This is a genomic window from Pseudoalteromonas sp. S1650, assembly GCF_005887195.1.
Taxonomy (GTDB): Bacteria; Pseudomonadota; Gammaproteobacteria; order Enterobacterales; family Alteromonadaceae; genus Pseudoalteromonas; species Pseudoalteromonas simplex.
On sequence record NZ_PNDF01000065.1, the window covers coordinates 14,275 to 39,321 of the forward strand.

22 protein-coding genes are annotated in these 25,047 nt (G+C 41.2%); 14 read left to right on the plus strand and 8 right to left on the minus strand.

Annotation, left to right across the window (positions count from 1 at the left end):
- Positions 1–3: 3 nt before the first annotated feature.
- On the minus strand, positions 4–1,209 hold the full coding sequence (locus CWB80_RS17320) for an anhydro-N-acetylmuramic acid kinase (RefSeq protein ID WP_138599341.1): 1,206 nt from the start codon (positions 1,207–1,209) through the stop codon (positions 4–6).
- A gap of 259 nt (positions 1,210–1,468) precedes the next feature.
- Between CWB80_RS17320 and CWB80_RS17325 the strand changes: the two genes are divergently transcribed.
- The 3 genes from CWB80_RS17325 to CWB80_RS17335 all read left to right on the plus strand — a co-directional run bounded on the left by CWB80_RS17325 (position 1,469) and on the right by CWB80_RS17335 (position 4,937).
- The gene (locus CWB80_RS17325) at positions 1,469–4,204 is read left to right on the plus strand and encodes a TonB-dependent receptor domain-containing protein (RefSeq protein ID WP_138599342.1); all 2,736 of its coding nucleotides are present in this window, start codon (positions 1,469–1,471) and stop codon (positions 4,202–4,204) included.
- Positions 4,205–4,340: 136 nt separating this feature from the next.
- The gene (locus CWB80_RS17330; protein ID WP_138599343.1) at positions 4,341–4,685 is read left to right on the plus strand and encodes a VOC family protein; all 345 of its coding nucleotides are present in this window, start codon (positions 4,341–4,343) and stop codon (positions 4,683–4,685) included.
- 18 nt (positions 4,686–4,703) lie between these two features.
- Positions 4,704–4,937, plus strand: a complete 234-nt coding sequence (locus CWB80_RS17335; protein ID WP_138599344.1) for a helix-hairpin-helix domain-containing protein — start codon at positions 4,704–4,706, stop codon at positions 4,935–4,937.
- Here CWB80_RS17335 and CWB80_RS17340 read toward each other — a convergent pair.
- Both CWB80_RS17340 and CWB80_RS17345 read right to left on the minus strand, forming a co-directional pair.
- Positions 4,934–5,776, minus strand: a complete 843-nt coding sequence (locus CWB80_RS17340; RefSeq protein ID WP_138599345.1) for an SMP-30/gluconolactonase/LRE family protein — start codon at positions 5,774–5,776, stop codon at positions 4,934–4,936. The genes CWB80_RS17335 and CWB80_RS17340 overlap by 4 nt on opposite strands.
- A gap of 11 nt (positions 5,777–5,787) precedes the next feature.
- Positions 5,788–6,222 carry a hypothetical protein gene (locus tag CWB80_RS17345; RefSeq protein WP_054553470.1) on the minus strand — a complete coding sequence of 145 codons (435 nt, stop codon included), beginning with the start codon at positions 6,220–6,222 and terminating at the stop codon, positions 5,788–5,790.
- 166 nt (positions 6,223–6,388) lie between these two features.
- Here CWB80_RS17345 and curA point away from each other — a divergent pair, with 166 nt between their 5' ends.
- The 4 genes from curA to CWB80_RS17365 all read left to right on the plus strand — a co-directional run bounded on the left by curA (position 6,389) and on the right by CWB80_RS17365 (position 9,464).
- Positions 6,389–7,420, plus strand: coding sequence for an NADPH-dependent curcumin/dihydrocurcumin reductase (curA, locus tag CWB80_RS17350; RefSeq protein ID WP_138599346.1), 1,032 nt, complete (start codon positions 6,389–6,391; stop codon positions 7,418–7,420).
- A gap of 47 nt (positions 7,421–7,467) precedes the next feature.
- Positions 7,468–8,085 carry a glutathione S-transferase family protein gene (locus CWB80_RS17355; RefSeq protein WP_138599347.1) on the plus strand — a complete coding sequence of 206 codons (618 nt, stop codon included), beginning with the start codon at positions 7,468–7,470 and terminating at the stop codon, positions 8,083–8,085.
- A 55-nt stretch (positions 8,086–8,140) separates the two neighbouring features.
- Positions 8,141–8,644, plus strand: a complete 504-nt coding sequence (locus CWB80_RS17360; protein ID WP_138599379.1) for a GNAT family N-acetyltransferase — start codon at positions 8,141–8,143, stop codon at positions 8,642–8,644.
- Positions 8,645–8,768: 124 nt separating this feature from the next.
- Positions 8,769–9,464 carry a class I SAM-dependent methyltransferase gene (locus CWB80_RS17365; RefSeq protein WP_138599348.1) on the plus strand — a complete coding sequence of 232 codons (696 nt, stop codon included), beginning with the start codon at positions 8,769–8,771 and terminating at the stop codon, positions 9,462–9,464.
- A gap of 1 nt (position 9,465) precedes the next feature.
- Here CWB80_RS17365 and CWB80_RS17370 read toward each other — a convergent pair whose 3' ends face one another.
- From CWB80_RS17370 to CWB80_RS17380, 3 genes are all read right to left on the minus strand, one after another.
- Complete coding sequence (locus CWB80_RS17370; RefSeq protein ID WP_138599349.1) at positions 9,466–10,368, minus strand: diguanylate cyclase; 903 nt, start codon at positions 10,366–10,368, stop codon at positions 9,466–9,468.
- A 93-nt stretch (positions 10,369–10,461) separates the two neighbouring features.
- Complete coding sequence (locus CWB80_RS17375; RefSeq protein ID WP_138599350.1) at positions 10,462–11,130, minus strand: response regulator; 669 nt, start codon at positions 11,128–11,130, stop codon at positions 10,462–10,464.
- Positions 11,123–12,427 (minus strand): DUF4118 domain-containing protein, encoded by a 1,305-nt coding sequence (locus CWB80_RS17380; RefSeq protein ID WP_249362629.1) that lies wholly within the window; start codon positions 12,425–12,427, stop codon positions 11,123–11,125. The genes CWB80_RS17375 and CWB80_RS17380 overlap by 8 nt, the downstream gene beginning before the upstream one ends.
- A 177-nt stretch (positions 12,428–12,604) precedes the next feature.
- Between CWB80_RS17380 and CWB80_RS17385 the strand changes: the two genes are divergently transcribed.
- The 4 genes from CWB80_RS17385 (at position 12,605) to CWB80_RS17400 (ending at position 16,186) form a co-directional block, all read left to right on the plus strand.
- The gene (locus tag CWB80_RS17385; protein WP_054553462.1) at positions 12,605–13,264 is read left to right on the plus strand and encodes a potassium channel family protein; all 660 of its coding nucleotides are present in this window, start codon (positions 12,605–12,607) and stop codon (positions 13,262–13,264) included.
- Entirely contained in the window at positions 13,261–14,628 is a 1,368-nt protein-coding gene (locus tag CWB80_RS17390) for a TrkH family potassium uptake protein (protein ID WP_138599351.1), read from the plus strand. Before CWB80_RS17385 ends, CWB80_RS17390 begins: the two co-directional genes overlap by 4 nt.
- A gap of 69 nt (positions 14,629–14,697) precedes the next feature.
- Positions 14,698–15,264: a type IV toxin-antitoxin system AbiEi family antitoxin gene (gene abiEi / locus CWB80_RS17395; RefSeq protein WP_235372680.1), complete on the plus strand. Its 567-nt coding sequence runs from the start codon at positions 14,698–14,700 to the stop codon at positions 15,262–15,264.
- A 1-nt stretch (position 15,265) separates the two neighbouring features.
- A complete protein-coding gene (locus tag CWB80_RS17400; RefSeq protein WP_054553460.1) occupies positions 15,266–16,186 on the plus strand; it encodes a nucleotidyl transferase AbiEii/AbiGii toxin family protein in 921 nt (306 codons plus the stop codon).
- On the opposite strand, the gene CWB80_RS17405 is transcribed toward CWB80_RS17400, so the two are convergent.
- On the minus strand, positions 16,176–18,119 hold the full coding sequence (locus CWB80_RS17405; RefSeq protein WP_138599352.1) for a RecQ family ATP-dependent DNA helicase: 1,944 nt from the start codon (positions 18,117–18,119) through the stop codon (positions 16,176–16,178). The genes CWB80_RS17400 and CWB80_RS17405 overlap by 11 nt on opposite strands.
- Before the next feature lie 258 nt (positions 18,120–18,377).
- Here CWB80_RS17405 and CWB80_RS17410 point away from each other — a divergent pair, with 258 nt between their 5' ends.
- The 3 genes from CWB80_RS17410 to CWB80_RS17420 all read left to right on the plus strand — a co-directional run bounded on the left by CWB80_RS17410 (position 18,378) and on the right by CWB80_RS17420 (position 22,590).
- Positions 18,378–19,682 (plus strand): NAD(P)/FAD-dependent oxidoreductase, encoded by a 1,305-nt coding sequence (locus CWB80_RS17410; RefSeq protein ID WP_054563253.1) that lies wholly within the window; start codon positions 18,378–18,380, stop codon positions 19,680–19,682.
- 120 nt (positions 19,683–19,802) lie between these two features.
- A complete protein-coding gene (locus CWB80_RS17415) occupies positions 19,803–21,932 on the plus strand; it encodes a hypothetical protein (protein ID WP_138599353.1) in 2,130 nt (709 codons plus the stop codon).
- A gap of 85 nt (positions 21,933–22,017) precedes the next feature.
- Positions 22,018–22,590 (plus strand): manganese efflux pump MntP, encoded by a 573-nt coding sequence (locus tag CWB80_RS17420; protein WP_054553622.1) that lies wholly within the window; start codon positions 22,018–22,020, stop codon positions 22,588–22,590.
- Here CWB80_RS17420 and CWB80_RS17425 read toward each other — a convergent pair.
- Positions 22,587–25,034 (minus strand): EAL domain-containing protein, encoded by a 2,448-nt coding sequence (locus CWB80_RS17425; protein WP_249362631.1) that lies wholly within the window; start codon positions 25,032–25,034, stop codon positions 22,587–22,589. The genes CWB80_RS17420 and CWB80_RS17425 overlap by 4 nt on opposite strands.
- Between the last annotated feature and the right edge of the window lie 13 nt (positions 25,035–25,047).

Below are 25,047 nucleotides of genomic sequence, written 5' to 3' on the forward strand. Positions count from 1 at the left end.
AGCCTAGTCAGCAAAGCTAATTTTACCCATGGTAATATCGGGGATCCCTTGCTCGGTATTACCAAAGCGTTGTTGCCCGCCCGACAGACATTCGTTCGCTAAAATAGCAAATAACACGGCTTCTTTTGCATCTGGATTAATCCCCAACGAATCGGTATTTTTTATCTCAGAAAGCGCTGGGCAATTAGCCAAAATAATGTCCATTAATAATGGGTTATGAACCCCACCACCACTGGCGTATACAGCCACATCGGTCAAACCTTCGCTGCATTGGTTAATTGCTTTAGCAATCATTAACCCTGAAAACTGCACTAAGGTTGCCATTACATCAAAGTGCGATAAGTTATGCGTATTCGAGCGTGCTTGTGCTGCAGCTAAATAGGCTAGATTAAACACTTCTGGCCCGGTGGTTTTTGGAAACCCTAAAGCAAAAAATGCATCATCACACAGCGCTGCGAGCAAATCTTCACTTACCGCGCCTTTTGTTGCAATAGCGGCATCTTTATCATAATGAAGTGGTGCAAAATAACGCTGCACATAAGCATCCATAATGGTATTGCCGGGGCCTATATCAGAGCTAAAAACCGCTCGTGCATCTGCCGATTTAGGTAAATAGGTTAAGTTTGCAATGCCGCCCATATTAAGCAATATGCGGTTTTCGCTGGAGCTTGTGAAATACAAGTAGTCACCATATACAGCAAGCGGTGCACCTTCACCACCCGCTGCAATGTGCTTTTGTCTAAAATCAGCTATGGTTGTAATACCTGCAGTCACCGCTAAATGATCGCTATCACCAATTTGTAGTGTTGCATTACCATATTCAGGGCGTTTGTGTTGGTTTTTAGGGCAGTGATAAATAGTTTGTCCGTGGCTAGCTATCACATCAACAAGTTCTTTTGCTACTCCCCAGCTGGCTAACGTTTTGGCAACCATTTCCCCATGTAATTGGCCAATCCAAGGATTGAGTAAAGTGACTTCTTCAAGGTCACATTCGCGTTTGGCGAACACTCGCTTTACACGCGTTTTATAATCATCGTCGTAGTCGACCGTCGTAAACTTTACGACTTCGACATGAGTATCCATGCCTTGCCCTGATACTTCGCATAGCGCAATATCAAGACCATCTAATGAGGTGCCACTCATTAGACCAATTATTAATTTTCTTTCTTTTTTTGCGCTTAAATACAGTTTTTCAATATGTTGATGCATAAATAAATCACTTAAAATCAGCTTATTAGATGTAAATAAGCGGGTTAACGACTTGGAATAGTTTATATTTTAAAATAATAGATTTAAAGAATAATTATTGCAAAGACTTTTAAATTGCTTTAAAACTGTACCGGTGAGCTCCCCAAAAGGAGAGCACACAAGCATCATAACAAAAAGTATGACTCATTAAATTAACTAAATGGTCTAGGTCAGACACCAACCTGCGTTGATTTAAATGATAAAACGCAAGGGAATCATCATGAAAGCAAATACATCAACAGGGCATCGCTCGCTATTGCTGCTATCACCTTTAGCTCTCGCTGTAAGTTCAGTAATTAGTTATGCACACGCAGAGCAAAGCACTGAAGCAAAAAAACCTGAAGTGATCACCGTAACAGGTTCACGTATTCAACGTACTGAGCTGGTCTCAAGTAGTCCTGTAGTGAGCGTTGATGAAGCACAAATTCACCTAGACCGTGCAGTGAACGTTGAAGATATTACCGCGAAACTGCCACAAGCTGCGGCGGGTGCCAACAGCACCGGCGCCACAGTCGGTGACTCATTTGGCTCATCAACGATTGATTTACGCGGCCTTGGTCAAAACCGCACATTGGTTCTTATTGACGGCACTCGCGCGGTACCATTTAGTTTTCGTAACTCGGTTGATGTAAATACTATTCCAGCCGGGTTAATAAAACGCGTTGATGTATTAACAGGTGGTGCAGCAGCGGTTTACGGTGCCGATGCGGTAGCTGGTGTTGTTAACTTTGTTTTAGACGATGATTTTACTGGCGCTGAATTCTCAACCAGTTACGAAAGTGCTGACGGCGGTAACGAAAAGCTTAACTTTGAAGCAATTTTTGGTGGTGACATCGCCGACGGTCGCGGCCATGTAACAGGCTATATTGGTTACACCGAACGAAAAGAGCTATTAGCCGGCGAGCGTGACTATGCGCTTGAAAACTCAACGGCAATGATCAACAGCGGTGGTTATTATACTGACGTTGCCTCTGGCAACAGCATCGGTATTGCTGATTCTGGTGCTGTAACAAGTGAGCGTCAAACAACTGATTTCACAGCTGACCGTTATTTAACTCAACCGATGGACCGTTTTTCTGCGGGCTTATTATTTGACGTTGATGTAAGCGACAGTGCCATTGCCTATGGCCGCGCAATGTATTCTAAAGTGACCGTAAATGGTGCGGGTGCCAGTGGTCAAACACCGATTTTTGTAAACGAGCAAGTGACCCTCACGCAAGACAATGCGTATATTCCAGATGAACTACGCGACCAACTTACGTTTGATAGCGAAGGCAATGCCCTTGTTAATGTTGAACGTAACCTAGGTTTAGGCGTGCAACACACCGAAGCGGTGCGTGATTCAATGCAATTTCAACTGGGCTTAAAAGGTGATTTAACTGACTACTTACGTTATGACGTATATGGTCAGTACGGCAAAACGGACGAAGTAGCCACCATTTACAACAACGCATACCGCAATGATAACAACGGTAATAGTCGTTTTGCTGCCCTTGCAAATTCAGTGGATATTTTTGATCCAAACCTTGATTTCAGCGACTTTAGCGATCCGCTGCTTTATACCACTCGCGACCGTACTCAAAGTGTGATCTCAGCAACACTATCGGGTGATTCTGGGTTCTTATTTGAATTACCAGCCGGTGCTATCGATTTTGCAATCGGTTATGAATACCGTAAAGAAACAGGTAAACAAACACCGGGCGATGCATTTAGAAACGGCACCAGCTTTGCGTCTATTAGCGCATTTGATATGGATGCAAGCTTTAGCTCTGAAGAGTTCTACGCCGAAATTTTAGTGCCTATTTTAGTTGATAAACCTTTTGCTGAAGAGCTTAGCTTTGAAGGTGCCTACCGTATTTCTGATTACTCAAATACCGAAGCAGAAGACACTTACAAACTAGGTATCAACTGGGCAATAAACAGCGACATTCGTATTCGCGCCAACCGCTTAACCGCATTTAGAGCACCTAACTTAGGTGAGTTTGCCAGCCCAATCACAGCGCTCTCGTTATCGTTATTTGACCAAAATAGCGACCAGTTTGTGCCACGACTAGCAGGGCGTTATAACGGCGATCCATGTTTACTTGGCACCGGTGATGCAACTCAATGTGCTGCGTTTGGTGCGCCACCTGTTGGCACTGAGTTCGATTCAAGTACCGCAGAGTACACCTATGGTGGTAACCCAAATATTAAACCTGAGCAAGCCGAATCAGATACATTAGGCATTGTTTATACACCTGGCTACTTAGAAGGCTTTGATTTATCACTCGATTACTACAGTATTCGTGTTACAGATGCGGTAAGCCAAATTCAGCCAGGTGCGGCACTACAAAGCTGTTATGTTGATGACCCGAATCCGAACAACCCATTGTGTGGTGCGGTACTTCGCGATCCAAACACGGGGTTTATTAGCACAGCCATCGTTAATGACTTTAACTTAGCCGCCATTGAGCAAGAAGGTATCGACGTTGCAGCAAATTATGTGATTGATGCACCAGAGCAAATGGGTGGTCGTTTTAGATTCTCGTACCAAGGTAACTTTGTTACTAAACAAACCCGTCAAAACAACAGCACAGTGCCTGAAGTTGACTGTAAGGGAACTTACGGCAGCGCCTGTTCGGGTGACTTTGCGAGCATTTTACAAGCTGACTACAAACATCGCGCAAGCATTGATTGGCAGTTAGATAACATGAACTTCCAACTTGGCTGGCGCAGAATAGGTGAAGTAGAGTATGCTGTCGACCGTTCAGAAACAATTTCAGCACAAAATTACTTAGATTTTGCTGCTGCATGGCAAGTTAACGAGGAACTTGCTGTTAACTTTGGTGTCGATAACTTATTAGATCGTGAACCACCAACACCTGAGGTAGGCGCAAACCACTTTAACACCGTGAGTGATTACAGTGTGATTGGCCGTTCAGTCGGTGTTTCACTGAGATATGCACCAAGCTTCTAATTAATCCTACTGTTTTAGCTACACAGGATTGATCCCCTCAAGCGCACCCTGCCCGGTGCGCTTTTTTATTGCCTAAAAATTAGATTTGCTATGTAAAATTAATATGGCAAAGTACCTTCAATATGGAAGGAAAATTATGCAAGTAGATGACATCCGTGCTTTTGTACCAAGTAAGAACTACCAACAATCTCAAGCTTTCTACAAAGCATTTGGATTTGAGTTAACCTCCGTTTCAGACACACTTTGTCTATGTGAAAGTGGGGAATGCGGATTTTTCTTACAAGATTTTTATCAACCTCAATTAGCAAACAACCTGATGTTGCAGTTGAGTGTATTAGATATTGATGAAGTCTATTCACAACTACGTAGACTAAATGACTTTAATGTGAAGTACAGCGACATAACGCAAAAGCCTTGGGGAAAAGAGTTCAGTCTTTGGGGTCCTGCAGGCGAGTTATGGCAAATCATTGAATTTATTTAATGAACAAGGAACAAAAACATGCCATTTAACGAACAAGAACGCAACGCGCTTTTAGCACTCAAGGGTGTTGGGCCAACGGTTATAAAACGGTTCGAAGAAATTGGTATTGAATCGTTTGAAGACTTAGCTGGGTTTGATGCCAACACTATTGCTGAGCGAGTAGCGTCGATGCTGCATTCAAATTGCTGGAAGAATAGTCCGCAAGCAAAAGCGGCAATCACCGCTGCTATTACGCGAGCAAAGCAAGGCTAAAGTTCAATCACTTCGATTGCCCCGCGCTTTTGCATGGTGACATACACTTTGTTTTGAGTTTCGTTGAAAGCCAAATTCGTTGGATGCTGGCCTTTTAATTGATAGCTATTTAAAAGCTTGCCGGTAGGCGAGACTTCAAGCACTTTCCCTGCGCCATAACGAGTAATAAACACATGCCCTTGATTATTAACGCGCATGCCGTCTAGGCCATGATCAGCAAATTTAATCAAAACTTTTTTATTACTAATGTTTAAGTTGTCATCTAAGTCGTATTGCCAAACGATTCGTTGCACACTTTCGTTCACATAGAGCTTGGTATTGTCGTTATTAACCGCTACTCCATTGGTAGTCCCCATGTTTTTTTCGAGTAAATGGGTGCTGCCATCCGCATTAATACGCCATAGCTGACCCGTTTCGTTCGCCCAGTTAGGGTCACTTGCAAACAGCGCCCCACTTTTGGTGATAGCAATGTCATTGGGTTGATTCATCTTGCTATTATGGGCGAACACTTCTGCTTTATTGCTGCCAGCAGGTACTTTTAAAATATTGTGGTTAACGTAATCGGCAATAAATAAATTACCTTGTGAGTCAAACTGTAAGCCATTACCAACGCTGTCATTCGGTAACCGCACAAACAACGATGTTTTGCCCATGTTATCTACGCGGCCAATCGTTCCTTGCTGGGCATAGTTCACCGCGTATAGGGCACCGTTATACATGGTTGGCCCTTCAATGCCTTGCGTGAACACGTTATCTTTAACAAAGTCTTGGCTATCAATAGCAAAACCTAACGGTGAGCTTAAAAGTAGTGTTATTGCCAGTGGCTTAGGTAATTTCATGGGCCTGCCTTTTACTCATCTAAACTCGTGTATACCGCTAAAATGGGGTATTCATTTTCACCAAAAGATAAAGTCAGTGAGCGCTTTTCACCATCATCTAACTTGATACCTTCATCAAAAGCTAACGGGTGTAAGCGACGCCCATCGGCAAATAAAGCCATAATATGGTCTGCTTGTAAGATACGCGATCCTGATGCTTTGTTTTCAACAGTTACGACAGCTAATCGTCGGCCGCTTTCACTGCTCATCGAAACACTGTGAACAATACTAAACTCACTTTGCTTTGGATAACGTCTTGCGTCGTTTTCAAACGCAAATACGTTTCCTGGAGTGATAGGATCAACCGATAAAACACTTGTATTAGCATGCGCACTCCTTGCCATAAAACCCGCAACAAGCGTAAAAGCTATAAGAGAAATACCTTTCATATCAATTTGTTTCGCCATTTGATTATTTTTCCAGCATACACCTTTACACTATACCGTGCAAAATGGATTGTCGTTTGAATGAAATTATCATTTTCTACTCGGTAACAATTTCGCCATTGATTTCTAATTACATGCCCGCACCTATTTATTAAACAGGATTTAAAACAAATCATAGGAGATAAGTATGACTGAAATTAAAAACCGTCAGTATATTCTTGAATCACGTCCAACAGGCCCTGCAACAGAGAATAACCTCGTTTTAAAAACATCTACTCTTGCCTCACCTAAACAAGGTGAAGTTTTACTAAGAACAATTTATTTATCTCTTGACCCTTATATGCGAGGCCGTATGAGCGATGCAGAATCATATGCTGACCCTGTTGAAGTTGGCGATGTGATGGTTGGTGCGACAGTGTGTCAGGTAGAGCAATCAGAGCACCCTGATTATAAAGTAGGTGAATGGGTACTTGCCTATACTGGTTGGCAGGAGTATGCGATAAGTAATACTGAAGGACTGATGAAGTTAGGAGAAAGTCCAGATACTCCTTCCTATGCACTCGGTATTTTAGGTATGCCAGGGTTTACTGCTTATATGGGACTACTAGATATTGGTGAACCAAAAGCAGGCGAAACAGTGGTTGTAGCTGCAGCAACAGGGCCGGTGGGAGCAACCGTCGGTCAGATAGCCAAATTAAAAGGTTGTAAAGTCGTTGGTATCGCTGGAGGCTCACAAAAATGTAAGCATGCGATTGAGAACTTAGGGTTTGATGCATGCATAGATCATAAAGCCGATAACTTTGAAGAACAGCTTAAGGACGCCTGTGATCAAGGTATTGATGTTTACTACGAGAACGTCGGTGGTCATGTTTTAGATGCGGTACTGCCTTTACTTAACACAAAAGCACGAATCCCACTATGTGGTTTAGTATCACAATATAATGCAACTGAGTTACCACCAGGGCCTGATCGCCTATCTATGTTGATGGGCTTAATTCTTAGAAAACGTATTAAAGTACAAGGCTTTATTATCTTTGATGATTACAGCGATCGTTACGGTGAGTTTGCACAAGATATGCAACAATGGCTGAACGACGGCAAGATAAAATACAAAGAGCACCTTGAAACTGATTTCGAAAATACTCTAGACGCTTTTAACGCCATGTTAAATGGTGAAAACTTTGGTAAAACCGTGGTGCAAGTTCAGCAGCCAATTTAAAAAATTAGGCGCAACAAATAATGTTGCGCCACTATTAAGGATAACAAATGATTAAATTATACCATTTAAACAAATCACGCTCTAAGCGGATTATTTGGCTGCTCGAAGAGCTTGGCGTTGATTACGACATTATTGCCTACCAACGTAATAAAGAGACATTTTTAGCACCTGATGAGTTAAAACAAATTCATCCTCTCGGTAAAGCTCCTGTGATTGAAGATAACGGTAAAGTAATTACTGAATCGGGTGCGATAACTGACTACCTAATAACTCAGTATGGCAAAGGTAAGTTTATGCCAAACCAGCAAAGTGAGAGTTTCATTGATTATCAACAATGGCTCCATTTTGCTGAAAGCTCAGCAATGGTGCCTTTTTTATTAAAACTATTTATTACAAAAGATGGCTGTAAAACTAACTTCATTGCTGATTATGCCGACCATGAAATTGGTAAAATACTCAGCTATGTTAATCAACATTTGAAAGGTAGAAAGTACTTTGTTGATGACAACCTTACTGGCGCTGATTTTATGATGTCATTCGTCATAGAGAAAGTCGCTGAGTCTGGCATGCTGTCTCATTTTGCAGAAATAGAGCGGTATTTCGAGCGATTAAACACCTATGAGAGCTATCGCACAGCAAATGAGTTAGAAGCCAAATACGGATAAAGACAAGCAAAGGCATACTCCAATGCCTTCGCACACACTTACAAAACTCCAAAGGATGAGCGTGATTACACTTCGAGACTTCGTAGAGTCAGATGCAAAACAACTTGTTGCAATTCTTAACGACATGGATGTTACACAATACCTATCAACTAAAATCCCCTCTCCTTATAGTTACGAGGATGCTCAGTGGTGGATTAATGAAGGTAGTCAAAGTCAGCTCATTAAAGCCGTTATATTTAACGATAAACTTATTGGATGCGTGAGTGTGCACCCAGGTGAGTTTGAATTTGATCGCTCAGGTGAGTTAGGTTACTGGCTGGCAAAAGAGTACTGGCGGCAAGGTATCACTGTAAAAGCTGCATCTATGCTACTCGAAACAGTATTCTCTAAAACGAAAATCGCCAGAGTGTTTGCTTACGTGTGCGAAGATAATCCTGCCTCAATGAAGGTTCTGCAAAGATTAGGCTTCGAACAAGATGCAGTTTTAAAAAACGCGATGTTCAAGAAAGGACACTTATTTAATGCGCACCTTTTTTCATTGTTAAAACCTAAAAATTAAGCAAATGAGTATGCATACATCACCATATCATTTGAATGCCCTATTAAGTAACTTTTAAAGTTTCCTAAAATAAAGTAAGCTAACCACTTCTGTAACACTTAAAGTTACCTACTAGGTTTTTACTATGCAACAACACGAAGTCACCGCCTTATTTGATCAACAAGCAGCTAATTATGATTCACAATGGCAAAACATGGCCCCCATTAGCCAGGCCTTGTATTTTATGATGACACCTTTATTCAGCAAACTACCAAGCAATGCGCATATTCTTTGCGTTGGAGCGGGCACCGGAAATGAAATTTTGCATTTAGCACAGGCCTTCCCCACATTTAGTTTCACCGCAGTCGAACCCTCGAGTGAAATGATCAAAGTATGCAAACACAATTTAACGCAAGCAGGGGTGGCACATCGCTGCCAGTTTCATAATGGTTACGTAGATTCACTTAAAAACTTGATGCCCTTTGATGCAGCGACAGCCGTGTTAGTATCGCAGTTTATTGTGGATGAACCTAAACGAGTGGCATTTTTTGCTGATATTCAAAAACGTTTAAAAGCAGGTGGGTTACTTGTCAGCGCAGACTTAAGTGCTAATCAAAGTGACAAAACTTACCCAATGTTGCTTAGTCACTGGTTAAGCGTTATGTCATCAGCCGCAGTCAGTCCTGAACAAATTGAAAGAGTAAAACTAGCTTATGAAAATGACGTTGCTTTAAAAGAATCTCAAGTCATCGAAAACATCATTGCCGAATCAGGCTTTACAGGCGTTTACTCTTTTTATCAAGCTGGCCTAATAAAAGCATTTACCGCCGTTAAAGAATAGTTTAAGCCACACACACTCGATTGCGGCCTGACTTTTTAGCTTGATACATAGCTTCATCGGCCCTTTCGATTGCCGTTTCAATATTATCATCGGCGCTTATCAGCGTTACGCCAAATGAGCCTGTAACATTAATGTGATTATCGTTGCTAATGTCGATTTTTAAAGCCTCAACGCCAGCTCTTAGCCGTTCAGAAAATGACTTAGCATCATCAAGCTCTGTTTGTGGTAAGCAGACTAAAAACTCTTCGCCACCATAGCGATATAATTGATCGTATTTTCTTAGCTGAGATTTAATGCATTTCACGAGGGCTATTAACACCTTATCGCCCGCAGCATGACCAAATTCATCATTTACTTGCTTAAAGTGATCAAGGTCGATCATTATCAGTGCGCAGCTCAGTGATTTGCGCTTACACAGCTCGTGTTCTTTTTGCAGGTTTTCTAATAAGTTCGTACGATTTGATGCACCCGTTAAAGGGTCGCGTGTGTGAAGCACTTCAGTAAACTCATCGATAAGGCAGTCAAATAACTCGCGTAATCTATCTAAATCCGCATGAAATTGGTCTAATAAGTTTACTGGAATAACAGTCTTAGACTCTTTTAACGACAACAAGACTTTCGCTCCTTGATGCATTTTTTTATGTGCAGAAGCGATTTCAGAAAAGTGAGGGTGAAGCTTTATAGTCTGATCAGGTAGCTTATTAAACCACTGCCCAAAGCGACAAAAGTTATGAGCATTATCTGCTAAATCTTGTTCATTTGCGGGAGTATCTGCAATTAGACACCTTAATAAGTTTTTATACCATGACTGGTGCCACTCAATAGCTTGGTCAATTTCTGCAATCACATCTTCGAGCTGTGTATTCGACAATGAACTAATACCTTGTCTGTTAATTTGATGCATGGCCAATGAAGGGACTTCCGCTTTATTATTATTATCTAAAACAGTACCTAAGGAATGTTACAAACTCAACCCAAAGCGATGTAAAGAGATAGTTTATTCAACTAAGCGGTAACCTACGGCGGGCTCGGTTAAGATATGTTTAGGGCTCGCCGCATTTTGTTCAAGTTTTTGTCTTAACTGACCAATATGTACACGCACGTATTCAGGACGGTTAATATACTGCTCTCCCCACACTTCAGATAAAATAGCGTTATGTGTTAACACCTTATCTTTTTGCTGAAACAACAACAGTAAAATAGCGTACTCTTTTTTAGTTAGTTTGACTTCTTCAGCGCCTTTACGGACCACGTGCTTATGTGGGTCGATGTGAATATCGCCACATTGCAAAGTTAGGCTGGGTGTTGTTTGTGTGCGAAGTAGCACCCGAATGCGCGCTAGTAATTCGTTTGCGCTAAATGGTTTAGTTAGATAATCGTTGGCGCCGTTATCAAGGGCGGTGACTTTTTCTGTTTCGCCATCCCGTGCAGAAAGTACTAATACAGGGAGCAGACTCCACTGCCTAAACTCCATCAGCCAATCTTGCCCATCCATATCGAGCAAGCCTAAATCAAGCAGCACTAAATCAAATTGCTGCTGGCTTAATAGTTCAAACGCATCAAGCCCTTTGGCGCACACACTAACTTCATGATCACTGGCTTTTAATAGTGTTTTTAAAAAACTTTGCAGAGGTGGTGAGTCCTCTAAAACCAAAATATTAGCCACGACTGTTACTCCAAATTAATATAGCTGTTGCTTGCTTTGTTTGCTCATTGAGGGTTAATTCAAAGCGCCCTTGATGACATTTAGCAACCACATCGCAAATCACACTCCCTAGTCCAACACCTTCATCTTGACTCGTCTCATGCTTATTCGCAAAAGGATTGGTTAACACAATTTGGTATTCATTGCGTGTTTCAATAAATTGCATGTTCGCCGAACCATCTCCGTAGCGAGCTGCGTTCTCGAGCATATTGGCAAAGGCAATTTCTAGTAGGGTTTCATCGCCAAAACAGATGCTTTGTTGCTGAGCCTCGATGCTCAGTTTAAAGTTTTGTAGTTGCTGCTGACGACGAGATTTTGCCTCGCTAATTAAGGTCAAAATAGGCAGTTTTTGCCATTTAATATTCTCAGCTAACTTATTAACTTTACTGAGCTCCATGACTTTATCAAAGTGTTGATTAAGTATTTTACTTTGCTCATAAATGTTAGCTGCTTGCTCTTTAATAACCTCAGAGCTTAATTGGATATTATCATCAGCCAACATGCTTGATGCGCCCATAATGGTCGCTAATGGCGTGCGTAAGTCATGGGATAAACTGCGCAACAAGGTGTTTTTTGACCTCTCTAGCTCCGCCTGTACTTTTATCGCCGCTGATTGCTCTCGCAGTAAGGTTTTTTCTTGAACCTGATACAGTAAAGAGCACGCTGTATTCGCCAAAGCCTGTTGCTCTGCATTAAGTGCTTTTGTAAACGCAATACCGCCAAATTCAGCTTGTTGTTCGTTTAAATAAATAAACTGCTTAGAGGCTGTTAGCTGCCAATCACACGCAACCTTTAAATGCGCGGCCATGGTTGTTAAAAACAGCTGCTTTTGCTCCTCAAGGCTATCGAGATCATTAAGCTTTTTTGCTAACTCATACAATAAGCGACTATTACTTGCATGGGCTTGCACATCGCGAACCTTAGTATTGAGCTCCCCGGCTAAGTGACTTATCACTAACCCCACAATCAACATCACTAAAAAGGTGACCACATATTCAATATTTTCGATGTGAAAAGTGAAATACGGCACCACATAAAACCAGTCCGTGCAGGCAACACTCACCAAGGTGGTAAGCGCTGCAACACGGCGATTACTGCGCACCGCAACCCATGTCACCCACAAAAGCTGAAGCATCACAATATCGGTGGTTGTAAACAGTTCTCGAAATGGGAATATCGCAAGCACCACCACAAGTGGCATAAACACACTTAAAAATGCGGCTTTTAAATACTGTATTTTGAATACTGACTGCATCATCTTTTCACTTATTGTTTATCCCTATTAGATTAAAGGGTTTTCAATTTTGTCACTATAAAGTTTTTATAAAGTTTTTTTATCTCGGCATAAAATCTTTATAAAGCTTTCAAGCTCTCTAGAGACTTCTGTTTTTTTGCCATTAGCATTTAGCGCGTACCCACAATAGCGAGAAAGACTATGGCTCAGTTTGCAGTAATCGGATTAGGACGTTTTGGCGTAACCGCCTGTTTAGAACTTTCAAAACAAGGTCATACAGTGTGTGCCGCCGATATTAGCGAAAGCACCGTTAATCACTATGCCGACCAACTCAGTTTTACCGTGGTGGTTGATGCCAGTGATGAAACACAATTAGCACGGCTCGATTTACCCAGTTGCCAAGCCGTATTGGTGGCCATTGGCGAGAATATTGAAGCCAGTATTTTATGTGTATTGCACTTAAAAAACTTAGGCGTAAAGCAAATTTGGGTAAAAGCCTGTACCAAAAGCCACCATCAAATACTAAGTAAACTTGGCGTTGACCGCATAATTCACCCTGAAGAAGAAATGGGCGTGAGGGTTGCGCAAGCGCTTAACTACCCAATGGTTAATCAGTATTTCCCGCTTAACCAATCCACGTTTATTGTTGAACTAGGCATTGATCTGCAGCTTTCAGGTCGCAAAATTGGCTGGCTACTCAAAGAACGTAATAGCGATATTAAACCACTCACACTACGACGTGATGATTACTTCAATACAGAGCTGACTAACGACACCGAACTGCGTCACGGCGATAGTCTGGTGCTACTGGGCTCTAAAACTTACTTAACTAAATTAGCAAAACGGTTTCGTGCATTATGATTAACTGGCAAGCCAACGTTTATCCAAAACAATTTAGCGGTGTAAAGTGCCGTAAGCGGCAAAAAATAAACCCACCTTTAGTGCTTACTATCGGCTTTATTGTGTTAATTATGCTCGGCACGGGCTTGCTTATGCTACCAATGGCAAGCACCCAACCGATCAGCTGGCTCGATGCATTATTTACAGCAACCTCTGCGGTTACAGTAACAGGGCTGGTGGTCATCGACACAGGTACTGATCTGACTGTATTTGGTCAAAGCGTGGTCATGCTGCTGATTCAAATAGGTGGCATTGGCTTTATGACCGTGGCGGTGATTTCAATTTTAAGTTTAGGAAAAACCCTAGGCTTACAACAACGCTTACTCGCTAGCCGCGCTTTTGACACTAACGATTTAACCTCGGTGATCAAAGTTGCTAAGTATGTTTTAGTGTATTCATTAGTGATTGAGTCGGTGGCATTTTGCTTACTCTTTATTAGTTGGTTCGATGACTATGGCGCACTAAAAAGCGCCTATCACAGTCTGTTTTATACGATTTCGGCGTTCAATAATGCGGGCTTTGCGCTAAGTGGCGATAGCTTATCGGCATTCAAGGGCGATATAACCGTAAACGTAGTGATCACCGCTTTGTTTATCATCGGCGGTTTAGGGTTTACTGTACTGATTGATATCTACAAACAAAAGCGCTGGTCATTACTATCAACCAATACCCGCCTGGTGCTAATTGCCACCTTAGTGCTCAACTGCATCGCATTTATATTGATTTTTTTCTTTGAACACGCCAATCCCGCGACATTAGCGCCGCTATCAACGTCTGAGCAAATATTAACGACTTGGTTTCAAGCGGTGACACCTCGTACCGCAGGGTTCAATACCTTACCGATTGATGGCTTGAGTCAAGATTCAACGCTTTTGACTATGCTGCTGATGGTGATTGGCGGTGGTTCAGTTAGTACGGCGAGCGGCATAAAACTAGGCACCTTTGTGATCCTAATTTTAGCGATGCGCAGCTATTTAAAACAGCAAACCACGGTCACCGTGTTTAACCGTCAGCTGAGCGACAAGTTAGTGATCAAGGCATTAAGCGTCATGATACTGTACTTATTTATCGCTTTTACCAGCATTATGATCATCACCAAGCTTGAACAAGGGTCGTTACTTGATATCACCTTTGAGGCAATTTCGGCACTCAGTACCGTAGGCCTTTCGCGGGGTATAACTGGGGATTTAAGTGCGCCTAGTCAGCTCATCATCATACTGCTGATGCTGATAGGTCGGGTTGGGCCATTAACCTTTGCTTATTGTTTTGCTCGCCAGCACGGCCAACCTTTGACCTACCCGACTACCAGTATTCAAATTGGTTAAGTGTACAATTTTGACACTTTTTAGTGTTAAATTTGTGAACTTGAAAAGCACTAAAATAAGTCTACAATAATGACATATAAATATGCCATTAATCATTACTTGAGAAATAAATTGAAAAAGTCAGATGCAATCAAAAAGCTATCAGAATTTGATAAACAAGGACGTTATATTTTTACAATGTCTGATTTTGCAAAGATTTTTTTTGATGATACTAATAGGAGCTTGAGAGCGGGGATTTCTCGACTCATCGATGATGGCTTTTTAATTAGAGTTGCAAATGGCATTTTTATTTACGCTCTTGCTCAGTCAAAAGGAAGTGATACGCTGGAGCTAATTGCAAAAACAATCCGCCGTGGTGAGTACAATTACGTTAGTTTAGAGTCTGCACTTTCAGAGTATGGAATTATTTCACAAATCCCCGTTGGCAGATTGACCATTATGACAACAGGACGCTCGGGTGAATATAAAACGCCTTTTGGTACAATTGAATTTACTCACACTAAGCGAGACCGTTTAGACATTCTAGAAAACACAATGAAAACAGATCGCTCTTTGAGATTTGCAACGAAAAATACTGCTCTAAGGGATTTAAAAAGAGTTGGCCGAAATACTCATTTAATTGCAGAGGAAGCATAAGATGAAAACTGAACAAGAGAACTTTGCGCAACTAGTAAATCTCGCTATGCAAACCACAAATGTTTCTCATATGCGAGCTGTTATAGAAAAAGAGTTATTGCATTACGACATCCTATTTGCTCTCGAACGAGGTGGATTCCTTGATAAGCTGGTATTTCAAGGAGGTACTTCTTTAAGATTATGTTACGGCGGAAATCGCTTTAGTGAAGATTTAGATTTTGCTGGTGGTAAAGAATTCAATTCACTCATGTTAAAAGATATCAAAGCATGTATTGAAAAGTATATTGGCGAAAGATATGGCCTTGAGGTGACAGTTAAAGAACCGAAAGAGTTAAAAAAAGACCCTAAATACTCAGAATTAAAAATTGATAAGTGGCAAGTTGCAGTAGTAACTGCACCACAAAGAAAGGATTTACCCAAACAAAAAATTAAGTTAGAAGTTGCCAATATTCCGGCCTACACAAAGCAGCCTTTACCACTGAATGTGAACTATGATTTTCTGCCTGATGGATACAGCGATACACTGATCTTAGCTGAAACACTCGATGAGGTGATGGCTGACAAAATAATTTCATTACCAGCCACAACAAAGTATGTGCGACATCGAGACATTTGGGATCTTGCTTGGTTGCAACAGCAAGGGGCTCAATTAGATATTGAACTAGTTAAAAATAAAGTTGCTGACTATCAACTTGAGCAATATCAGCCCATGCTCTCTCATTTAATTGATAGGTTACCCGAACTTACCACGAGCCCTGAGTTTATCGGTGAAATGAAACGCTTTTTAGATACCGAAGTATTCGATAGAACTCTCGGTAAAGAAAAGTTTCAGTTGTACTTACAAAACACCCTGACAGAGTTATTCAAGACAGTTCTGTCAAAAATGTTTACCGAAGCTAAAGAGCCTGATTTTAAAATGTAAGACCCTGCTGTAGCAAGGCTTTAATGTCACTGTAGCGCTGCTGCTCGCAAAGGCCAAAACCTGAAAGCTGCCTGACTTTATTACGGGTAAATAAAGGCACGCTCATGCCCGCTAAAAAGCGGCACTGAGTATCGATGCTGACATCACTAATTCCTTTAGCGGCTAAGTGCTGTTTAAGCTCTGCAACTTTACTGGCAATCACATTTTGCTCAGGCATTTGATGCACTAATGAATAGCTAAGCTTTACTTGCTGGCCTCTACACACTGAACAATGGCCACATTGCTGGGGTGCATTCTGGTCATCAAAATAGCGGGCTAAGTTATAACTTAAGCAGCTATCTAGCTCAAAAAAGCGCACTAAAGTGGCGATACGTTTAATTTCGGCCTGTTCTTTTTCGATAAAATATTGGTGAAGTTGCGGTGCTAAATCTGCGTGGTTTATTACCGAGTTATTCACCTCATACACTTGCGTGATGCGTTTGGTCTCAAGGGCTATATGACCTTTCTCGGCCAAATAATCGAGCGCTGCAACCACACGTTTTCTATCAACTTGAGTGGCACGGGTTAACGCATCAAAATTAAGTGTGCCCCAAATTTTCTTAAACTCAGTGTGTTTGAATACCTGTTGTAAAAACGCTTGTCGGTCAGCATCAAACTGGCTAAGTAGCTCGTTTTGATCCGTTAAAAACTTATATTTAAAATCGGCGTAATAGGCATATAAAGGCGTAATAGCCCCTTGCATTTCTAACTGCACTAGTAAGGTTTTTAACGCTAAAGCACGAATATTACTTTCGCTAGATAAGCTGTACTCTTGCATTTCCCACTGGTTGTTCGTTTGTTCGTTGCGAATGTTATTAATGACATAGTCAATCCCACTTTGCTCGGGCGTGTCGGCATAAACAAAGTTCTCAACGGTATTTAAGCCATCAAGGTTTGCTAGGGTAAAACAGTTTGAAGGCGAACCATCTCGCCCTGCGCGGCCAATTTCTTGGCTATAGTTCTCAATCGATTTTGGCAAATCATAGTGGATCACAAAACGAATATCAGACTTATCAACACCCATCCCAAAAGCAATGGTTGCTACGACGATATTAATTTTACCCGCCATAAAATCGTCTTGAATTTGCCAGCGTTTATCATCCTCAAGGCCTGCATGATAGGCCACTGCATTAAAGCCCGCTCTTGCCAAGCCTTCGGCCACTTGCTCAGCAGTATGCTGTAAGGTGACATAGACAATCCCTGCCCCTTGTTGGCTGGCTATGATATTTGCTAATTGCTGAGGTTTTTCTTGGCTTGCAACACTGAGCACTGATAAATCGAGGTTGCTTCGGTAAAAGCCTGTTTGCACTACACATTCTGGGGCAATGGCAAAACGCTCACACATATCGCGCTTTACTTTTTTAGTTGCGGTGGCGGTAAGTAGCAATACCAACGGAATATTAAGCTCTTCACGATAGCGCGGCAGTTTTAGATAATCAGGCCTAAAGTTGTGGCCCCATTCAGATATACAGTGTGCTTCATCAACCACCAGCATCGAAATAGGCACTTGTTTAATAAATTCACGAAAGCGCTCATTCTTAAAACGCTCAACTGAGACCATTAAAATTTTCACCTTCCCTGCTCGCACATCACTCATTACCGTATGGCTTTGCTCACTGGTTTGGCTTGAATCAAGGCTTGCCGCGTAAATACCTTTGCTATTTAAAAAGCTGATTTGATCTTTCATCAGTGCCAATAATGGCGATACCACTAAGGTCAAGTTGGGTAAGTGCAATGCGGTTAATTGATAGCACAAAGATTTACCTGAGCCAGTTGGAAAAATTGCCAACGACGATTGCTGATTTAATAGCTGCTCAATGGTTTGTTGCTGACCTTGGCGAAACTCATTAAAGCCAAAGTATTGATTCAACGAAGTGTGTAGTGGTGTAGTCATCCTGATCCCTCACTTTCATTCCCTTTTCAGGTAATGATAGGTCTCTTACTGCGAATTAGCCATGTTAACGTGTTTAACTCAATCTCCCAAGGCCATTGATATAACTAAGCGCACTATATTGTTCTTAACAGGTACTGACAAAACCAGTAAAAAGGCGCACAATGGGCGCGTTGCCATGGGGTATTGATGGATGGACTTGCAATACCTAAGCGCTTTTTCGCAAGAGTGTTTAGGTATTATACTTTTGAGGGCAACGTAATGATTAACCAACCTCCTAAAATCGTGATAGTCGGTGGTGGCGCTGGTGGCTTAGAGCTAGCAACACAATTAGGACACAAACTCGGGAAAAAACGTCAAGCAGAGATACTTTTAATCGATAAAAACCGCAGCCATATTTGGAAGCCGTTACTTCATGAAGTAGCGACGGGGTCGATTGATGCCGATTTAGACGGCGTTGTATACTCAGCTCATGCAGCAAAACATCATTATAATTTTCAACTCGGCAGCTTTTGCCACTTAGATCAAACCAACAAAACCATCACTTTAAGCGAGTTAAAAGACGAGCTTGGCCACCGAATTTTACCCGAGCGCCAAGTCAGTTATGACTACCTTGTACTTGCTATAGGCAGTGTCAGTAACGACTTTAATACCCCTGGCGTTAACAAGCACTGTTTTTACCTTGATTCAAACCAGCAAGCTGAACGCTTTCAGCATGCTCTACTCGATAACTTCACCCGTTTACATCAAGATGACGACCCACAGCATTCTTTAACCATTGCTATAGTGGGAGGTGGTGCAACCGGGGTTGAGCTGTCGGCAGAGCTTTATCATGTGTCAGACATGCTAAAAATGTATGGCCTTAATAAAATGACCGCGAAACGCTTACACATTGATTTAATTGAAGCGGGGCCGCGAATTTTGCCCGCATTACCCGAGCGCATTGCAAACTCAGCTAAGCGTGAACTGGTTAAATTAGGAGTAACAGTCCGCGAAGGCACGCAAGTAAAAGAAGCCACAGAAAACAGCTTTATTACCAAAAACGATGAACATATCAAAGCCGACATTATGGTTTGGGCTGCGGGTGTAAAAGCACCTGATTTCATTAAAGATATTGGTATCTTTGAGCTCACCCGCAATAACCAAATTAAGGTGAACCAATATCTGCAAAGTAGCGTTAACGACGATATTTTTGTGATTGGTGATTGCTGTGCATTTACTCAAGAAGATGGCACACAAGTGCCACCCAGAGCACAATCGGCTCATCAAATGGCGCAATGTGTTGAAAAAAACCTTATAGCTACACTCAAAGACCAGCCTCTGAGTGCCTTTACCTACAGTGATCATGGCTCTTTAGTTAATTTGTCACGCTACAGCACGGTAGGCAGTTTAATGGGCAACCTAACCAGTAATAGCTTTTTTATAGAGGGTAAAATAGCGCGATTTATGTATATTTCGCTCTATCGTATGCATCAACGTGCTATCCATGGCAGTGCAAAAACTTTTGCACTGTGGATCAGCGAAAAAGTACTCCGCGTTGTTAGGCCAAAAATGAAACTGCATTAAGCTACGGCATAAAGCCGGCAAATTAGTTGTTTGTCGGCTATTTATGCACTTCGTCCCTAGGTAATTGACATCACTCTACAAAGTCATACACTTCAAGCAAGATAGCTCCATGGATTGAAGATGAAAAAAGGTATTTCGCTAACCGTTTTTGCAGTGCTTTGTGCCTGTGGGGCCTACCTGATATTAGATAAACCCACACCCATCGAAGCGATAAGCAATGAAGTCTCGACATCTTCTGCTACTGTCGCTGAACAAAAAAAGGCTACGAGCCTCTTTAAACCATCAAATCAGCCTAATAGCAAAGCAACAGAGCTGGCTAAACTCAAGCTAGCCAAACGCCAGTGTAAGCAACAAAGTTTAAAAGCCACTCAAGCTGCAGCTGATCACAGTCAAATAGAAGCAGCGATTAAACAAGCACTAAAAGACGGCGACTCCCTTGAAGATATTTTAAGTTATTCGGAACTTGTGAAAATATCTTACCGTTCATTTAATACCTTAGTTATTAACGCAATCAAAGAGAATGCAGAACAGCAATTTCAATATGCCTCATCAGTAAACATATTAAAAAGCTGGCAAGGGATTGAGGTCATTGATTATTTTGAAATAGATACAATCAATCAACTAACGGCAATTGATGGACCCCTTAGTCAAAATACTGGCTCAATGATGTTTAATGTGCCATTACCTGAGCAAGTAAACAAAACAGCATTGTACAAACTATTGGATAACAACGATGATTTTAATACCTATTTAAAAACGCCGTTTAAAATCGGCCCATCAAGGCTCATTTCACCATCTATTTTGTTTCTTGTTAATACTCATGCGCTTAGTTTAACTGAGTTTGAAAACGCAATATCTAGCAAAGAGTTTACTGTTAACGACATTGCTGTGGCTTTAAAAAGCAACTTACCTAATGATTACCTAACAGCGCTCATCTCTCAAACAGCACAGCTAAACGGCTCGCCTACAGCAATGAGTGATGACTTTATGGATGAACAACTGTATTTAAACCTTGCAGATGTCGCTGTGAGTGAATTTAACGTACCAATTTTAAAGTTATTAAGTGAGCGAGGTATTGAGCCCACTAATCAGCCAAATGTATTTACGGCGATGGATATTGCCATTATAAACCTAAAAGGCAGCTCAAATAGTGAAGTCCAGCCACTAGAGAGCAAACACATAGAAACACTAAATTATCTAAAAAAGAAAGGTTATCGAGCTCACGGCGAGCTTGTGCGCGACACACCGAACGATAGACTACTGATGCTTAAATCTTCATTCTTACCGAGTAGCCTTTTATTTGTTGGCGACCAAGTTGCTAATGATGCTTTTTCTCAGTTTATAGGTTTAAAGCTAATCCCAAATAACCTAGCATTTAAACGTAAAGAAAAAGATAACTCTGTAATATCAAAAGCACTCAGCGCCTATGAACTACAAAAACAGCAAGCGAAAAAAATACCTCCTGAGTGTGAAACGATAGATCAGCGGATCAATTCACTAGAAGCGATAAAAACACGCTCTCAAGCACTCAAAGAATTAGAAACACTCGAAGCGCAACAAGGCTTACTTACCCTCGGCACCCTTCAAGAAATCGACCCTGTACAAGTTCATAATTGGCAATTCTTGCATTCAAATGAGTATAAATATCAAACCTCAACGCAGTATCAAACCTATAAAGAAGCAATTGTCGAAAAAGACTTTAATACTGTTGCAACGATTACCCAAACAGCAAAGCTCAGTACCCACCAGACAAATATGTTGCTTGCAGCAACAATAGAAAACGCTCAACAATTGACGTCTATTTGGCAAAACAGAGTCGCTCCAACTGCACCTGAAAACCTTTATCTATTTACTAAGTTACCATTAGCACAATGGCAAACATTAGCTGATAACGGCTTTGATTTTTCATTAAAAGACATGCAAAACAACGACATGTATTTTTATGCAAGCATGCATTCAAATGCAGCCGTTAAGTTTTTAATGAGCCTTGCAGTTGCGCATGATTTTTCTAAACCTGGGCTTGATATTCTCGACCAAGCACTGGAGCAAAGCTATAACACACAAACCCTCGCTGACTATATGCCAAGCGCATTAAAACTTGTTGATCAATATGAGCCTAACCACTTTCGTCGTGCCGAGCGTCTAAAAATTTTTGTTCCTGATGTTTATGAAGAGCTTATTAAACTTGCGCCAAAACTTGCACCCAAAAATGGCACTGTAATGAATAACTATCTGTACAGCGCTTATTAAGATCCTTACCTATTTGAGCCGTAAATTAACCTATCTGTTTTGAGCTTCGCCGCGTATAATGCCCACTTTTTGTGGGGCGCAAAAATTGAATATTATTACACTAAGCGTTTTATCGCTTGCTATGTCGACTGATGCTTTTGCAGCTTCAATCACCAAAGGCAGTACACTTAAAAATCCTCGTGTTCTGAGTGCAATCAAGCTTGGTTTATTGTTTGGCTGTATCGAAGCTATCGCACCGATTGTTGGCTGGCTGATTGGCAGTGCCGGTGCAGATTACGTTGAAGCCTTTGATCACTGGATTGCCTTTGTGTTGTTAGTGGGTTTAGGTGTTCATATGTTGCTTGAGAGTCGTAAAGAAGATGACGACGATGAAGAGGAACTTGCACCGAATACCAAGCGCTCTTTCATTGCCACACTACTAACTGCCGTTGGCACCAGCATAGATGCGATGACAGTAGGTATCAGCCTTGCTTTCATGAAAGTGAATATTTACTTAGCTGCCGCCATGATAGGCCTAGCAACCACAATTATGGTTACCATCGGCGCGCTACTTGGTAACGTAATGAGTGGTTGGGTAGGCAAAAAAGCCGAAGCAATTGGCGGTGTTGCACTTATTTTTATCGGCTGTGGCATCCTATACAGCCATACCGTGACTTAAACTAATAGCTTATCAAACTCTTCTTTGGGCATGGGCTTATAAAAATAGTACCCCTGCCCAAGTTCACAGCCTAAATCGATCAACTTATTTAGGTGCTGTTTTTCTTCTACTCCCTCGGCAACAATTAATAGACTTAATGAATGAGCTAAGCTTGTTATTGTCTTGACTATATCCATACTCTGCGAATCAACCATCATGTCTCTAACAAATGATTGATCTACTTTTAAAACATCGACCGGAAAAAGCTTTAAATATGAAAGACTGGAATAACCCGTTCCAAAATCATCAATCGCAATAGTCAGGCCAAGCACCGCTAAATCATTCAGCATACTCTTAGTTACTTCAAAATCTTCCATTAATGCACTTTCTGTAACTTCTAATTCGAGCAATTCACTCGGTAAGCCCGACATTTGGAGAGTTTGCGCCACAAAGTTGCAAAAGTTTTTATCCGTAAACTGCTTTGCTGAAATATTGACAGCAACCTTGATACGAAAGCCTTTATCTAACCACTCCTTTGCTGCGTAACAACTTTGCTTAAAAACTGACTCACCAAGAGCGTTAATAAGTCCAGTCTCTTCAGCTAAAGGAATAAATTCAACTGGCAATATAATTTGATTATTAGTATCTCGTAACCGAACAAGTGCTTCAACACCGACTATTTTTTGTGAACCCAGTGCGACCTTGGGTTGATAATAAACTTCTATCTTGTCGTTTTCTATCGAAGTACGAATCAGTTTTTCAACACTTTGGCGCTGTTTAAACTGATGCTCTAAATCATCTGAGTAATAACAAAAGCGATTACGCCCTTGCTCTTTCGCTTTATACATAGCGGCATCAGCATGAGTCATCATATCTTCTGCTGTCACTGATTCTCTAGGATAAATGCTAATACCTACACTCACTGACAAAATATAAGGTTGTTCATCAATTTTGAATGGTTCACTCATTGTATTAATGATGTCAGTAGCAATCACATCAATAATTGATGTTAGCTTTATTTCAGGGATTAATATCGCAAATTCATCACCGCCGATCCGCGCTAATGTGTAGTTTAAATCAATTAAAGATTCTAATCGCTTCGCAACAAGTTTAATTATTAAATCACCTTGTTGATGACCAAGTGTGTCATTCAAGTATTTAAAATGATCAATATCAATTAAAATTAAAGCAACTTGTTGCTCCTTGCTCTTGGCTACTTTGCAAGCATGGGAGACTCTATCATAAAGCAAGACTCGATTAGGCAAGTCGGTTAGTAAGTCATGATTAGCAAGGTGACTCATTTTAACTGCCATTGCCACTGACTCACTAACATCGTGAAAAACGATGATCCCACCACTGACACGACCATCATCATCACGAATTGGCGCAGCAGAATCTTCGACTCGATAAACACGGTTATCTAATGCTGTTAATTGGGTATTTAACGACATAGCAACAATACGATTTTCTCGCAAAGCAAGTAGGATAGGATTAACTAGGTTTTGTCCTGAATACGCATCAGTCAACTTCATCACGTCATCAATATGTTTTGCCTGAGCCTGCTGTGCTGAATAACCCGTTAGCTTTTCAGCAATGGGATTCATAAACGTAATATGGGCTTCATTATCTGTTGCGATAACCGCATCACCAATCGAGTTGAGCATTACTCGCAATCGCTCAGACTCAGCAGCTAATAACTTTTTAGTGCGCTTAATTGATGTAATATCCGTAAGCGTCAATATAACGCCTACCGCTTGTCCTTCATGAAATTGTAAATTAATTTGTGCCCTAACATGCTCAATATTATCGCTCGGATCGACAAACGGTACATTTAACACTTCCTGCGGCTTTTGCTCTTCTAAACAGTTATGCAAAGCAAGGTATAGATCATCAGGAAGAATATCTTTAGCTCTGTGGCCAATCATCTCATTGCCACTTACGGCAAACCACTGACAAGTCATGTCATTATTAAAAAGGTTTAGCTCTTGCACTGACCAATAAGAAATAAATACCGGAACTTGAGCTATTAGTGCCGCAACGTCATCTTTTGCAGTACTTATTTGCGCTTCCTGTTGCTTCATTTTTAGATGATTTACTATTCTCAACCGACATAGATTTAAGTCGACAGGCTTATGAATTAAATCAACTCCACCATTCTCAAAACTCTGATACTCAAATATTTGTTCATTATGCGAGGTAACAAAAATAACGATTGATAGGGCTGTTAGTGGGTTTTGTTTAATTGCTTTACATACTTCGAAGCCATTCATATTTGGCATTTCAATATCAAGTAAAATAATATCGGGCCTGAATGAAAATGCTACGCCTAAGGCTTCAACTCCTGACGCACATCCAATAACTTCACCTAAATCACCAAGAGCCTCAGTCATCACCAATAGGCTTGTAGGTTCATCATCAACAACGAGTATTTTACTCTGCCGATTATTTAGATGAGAAAAAAGCAAGACTATGACCTCA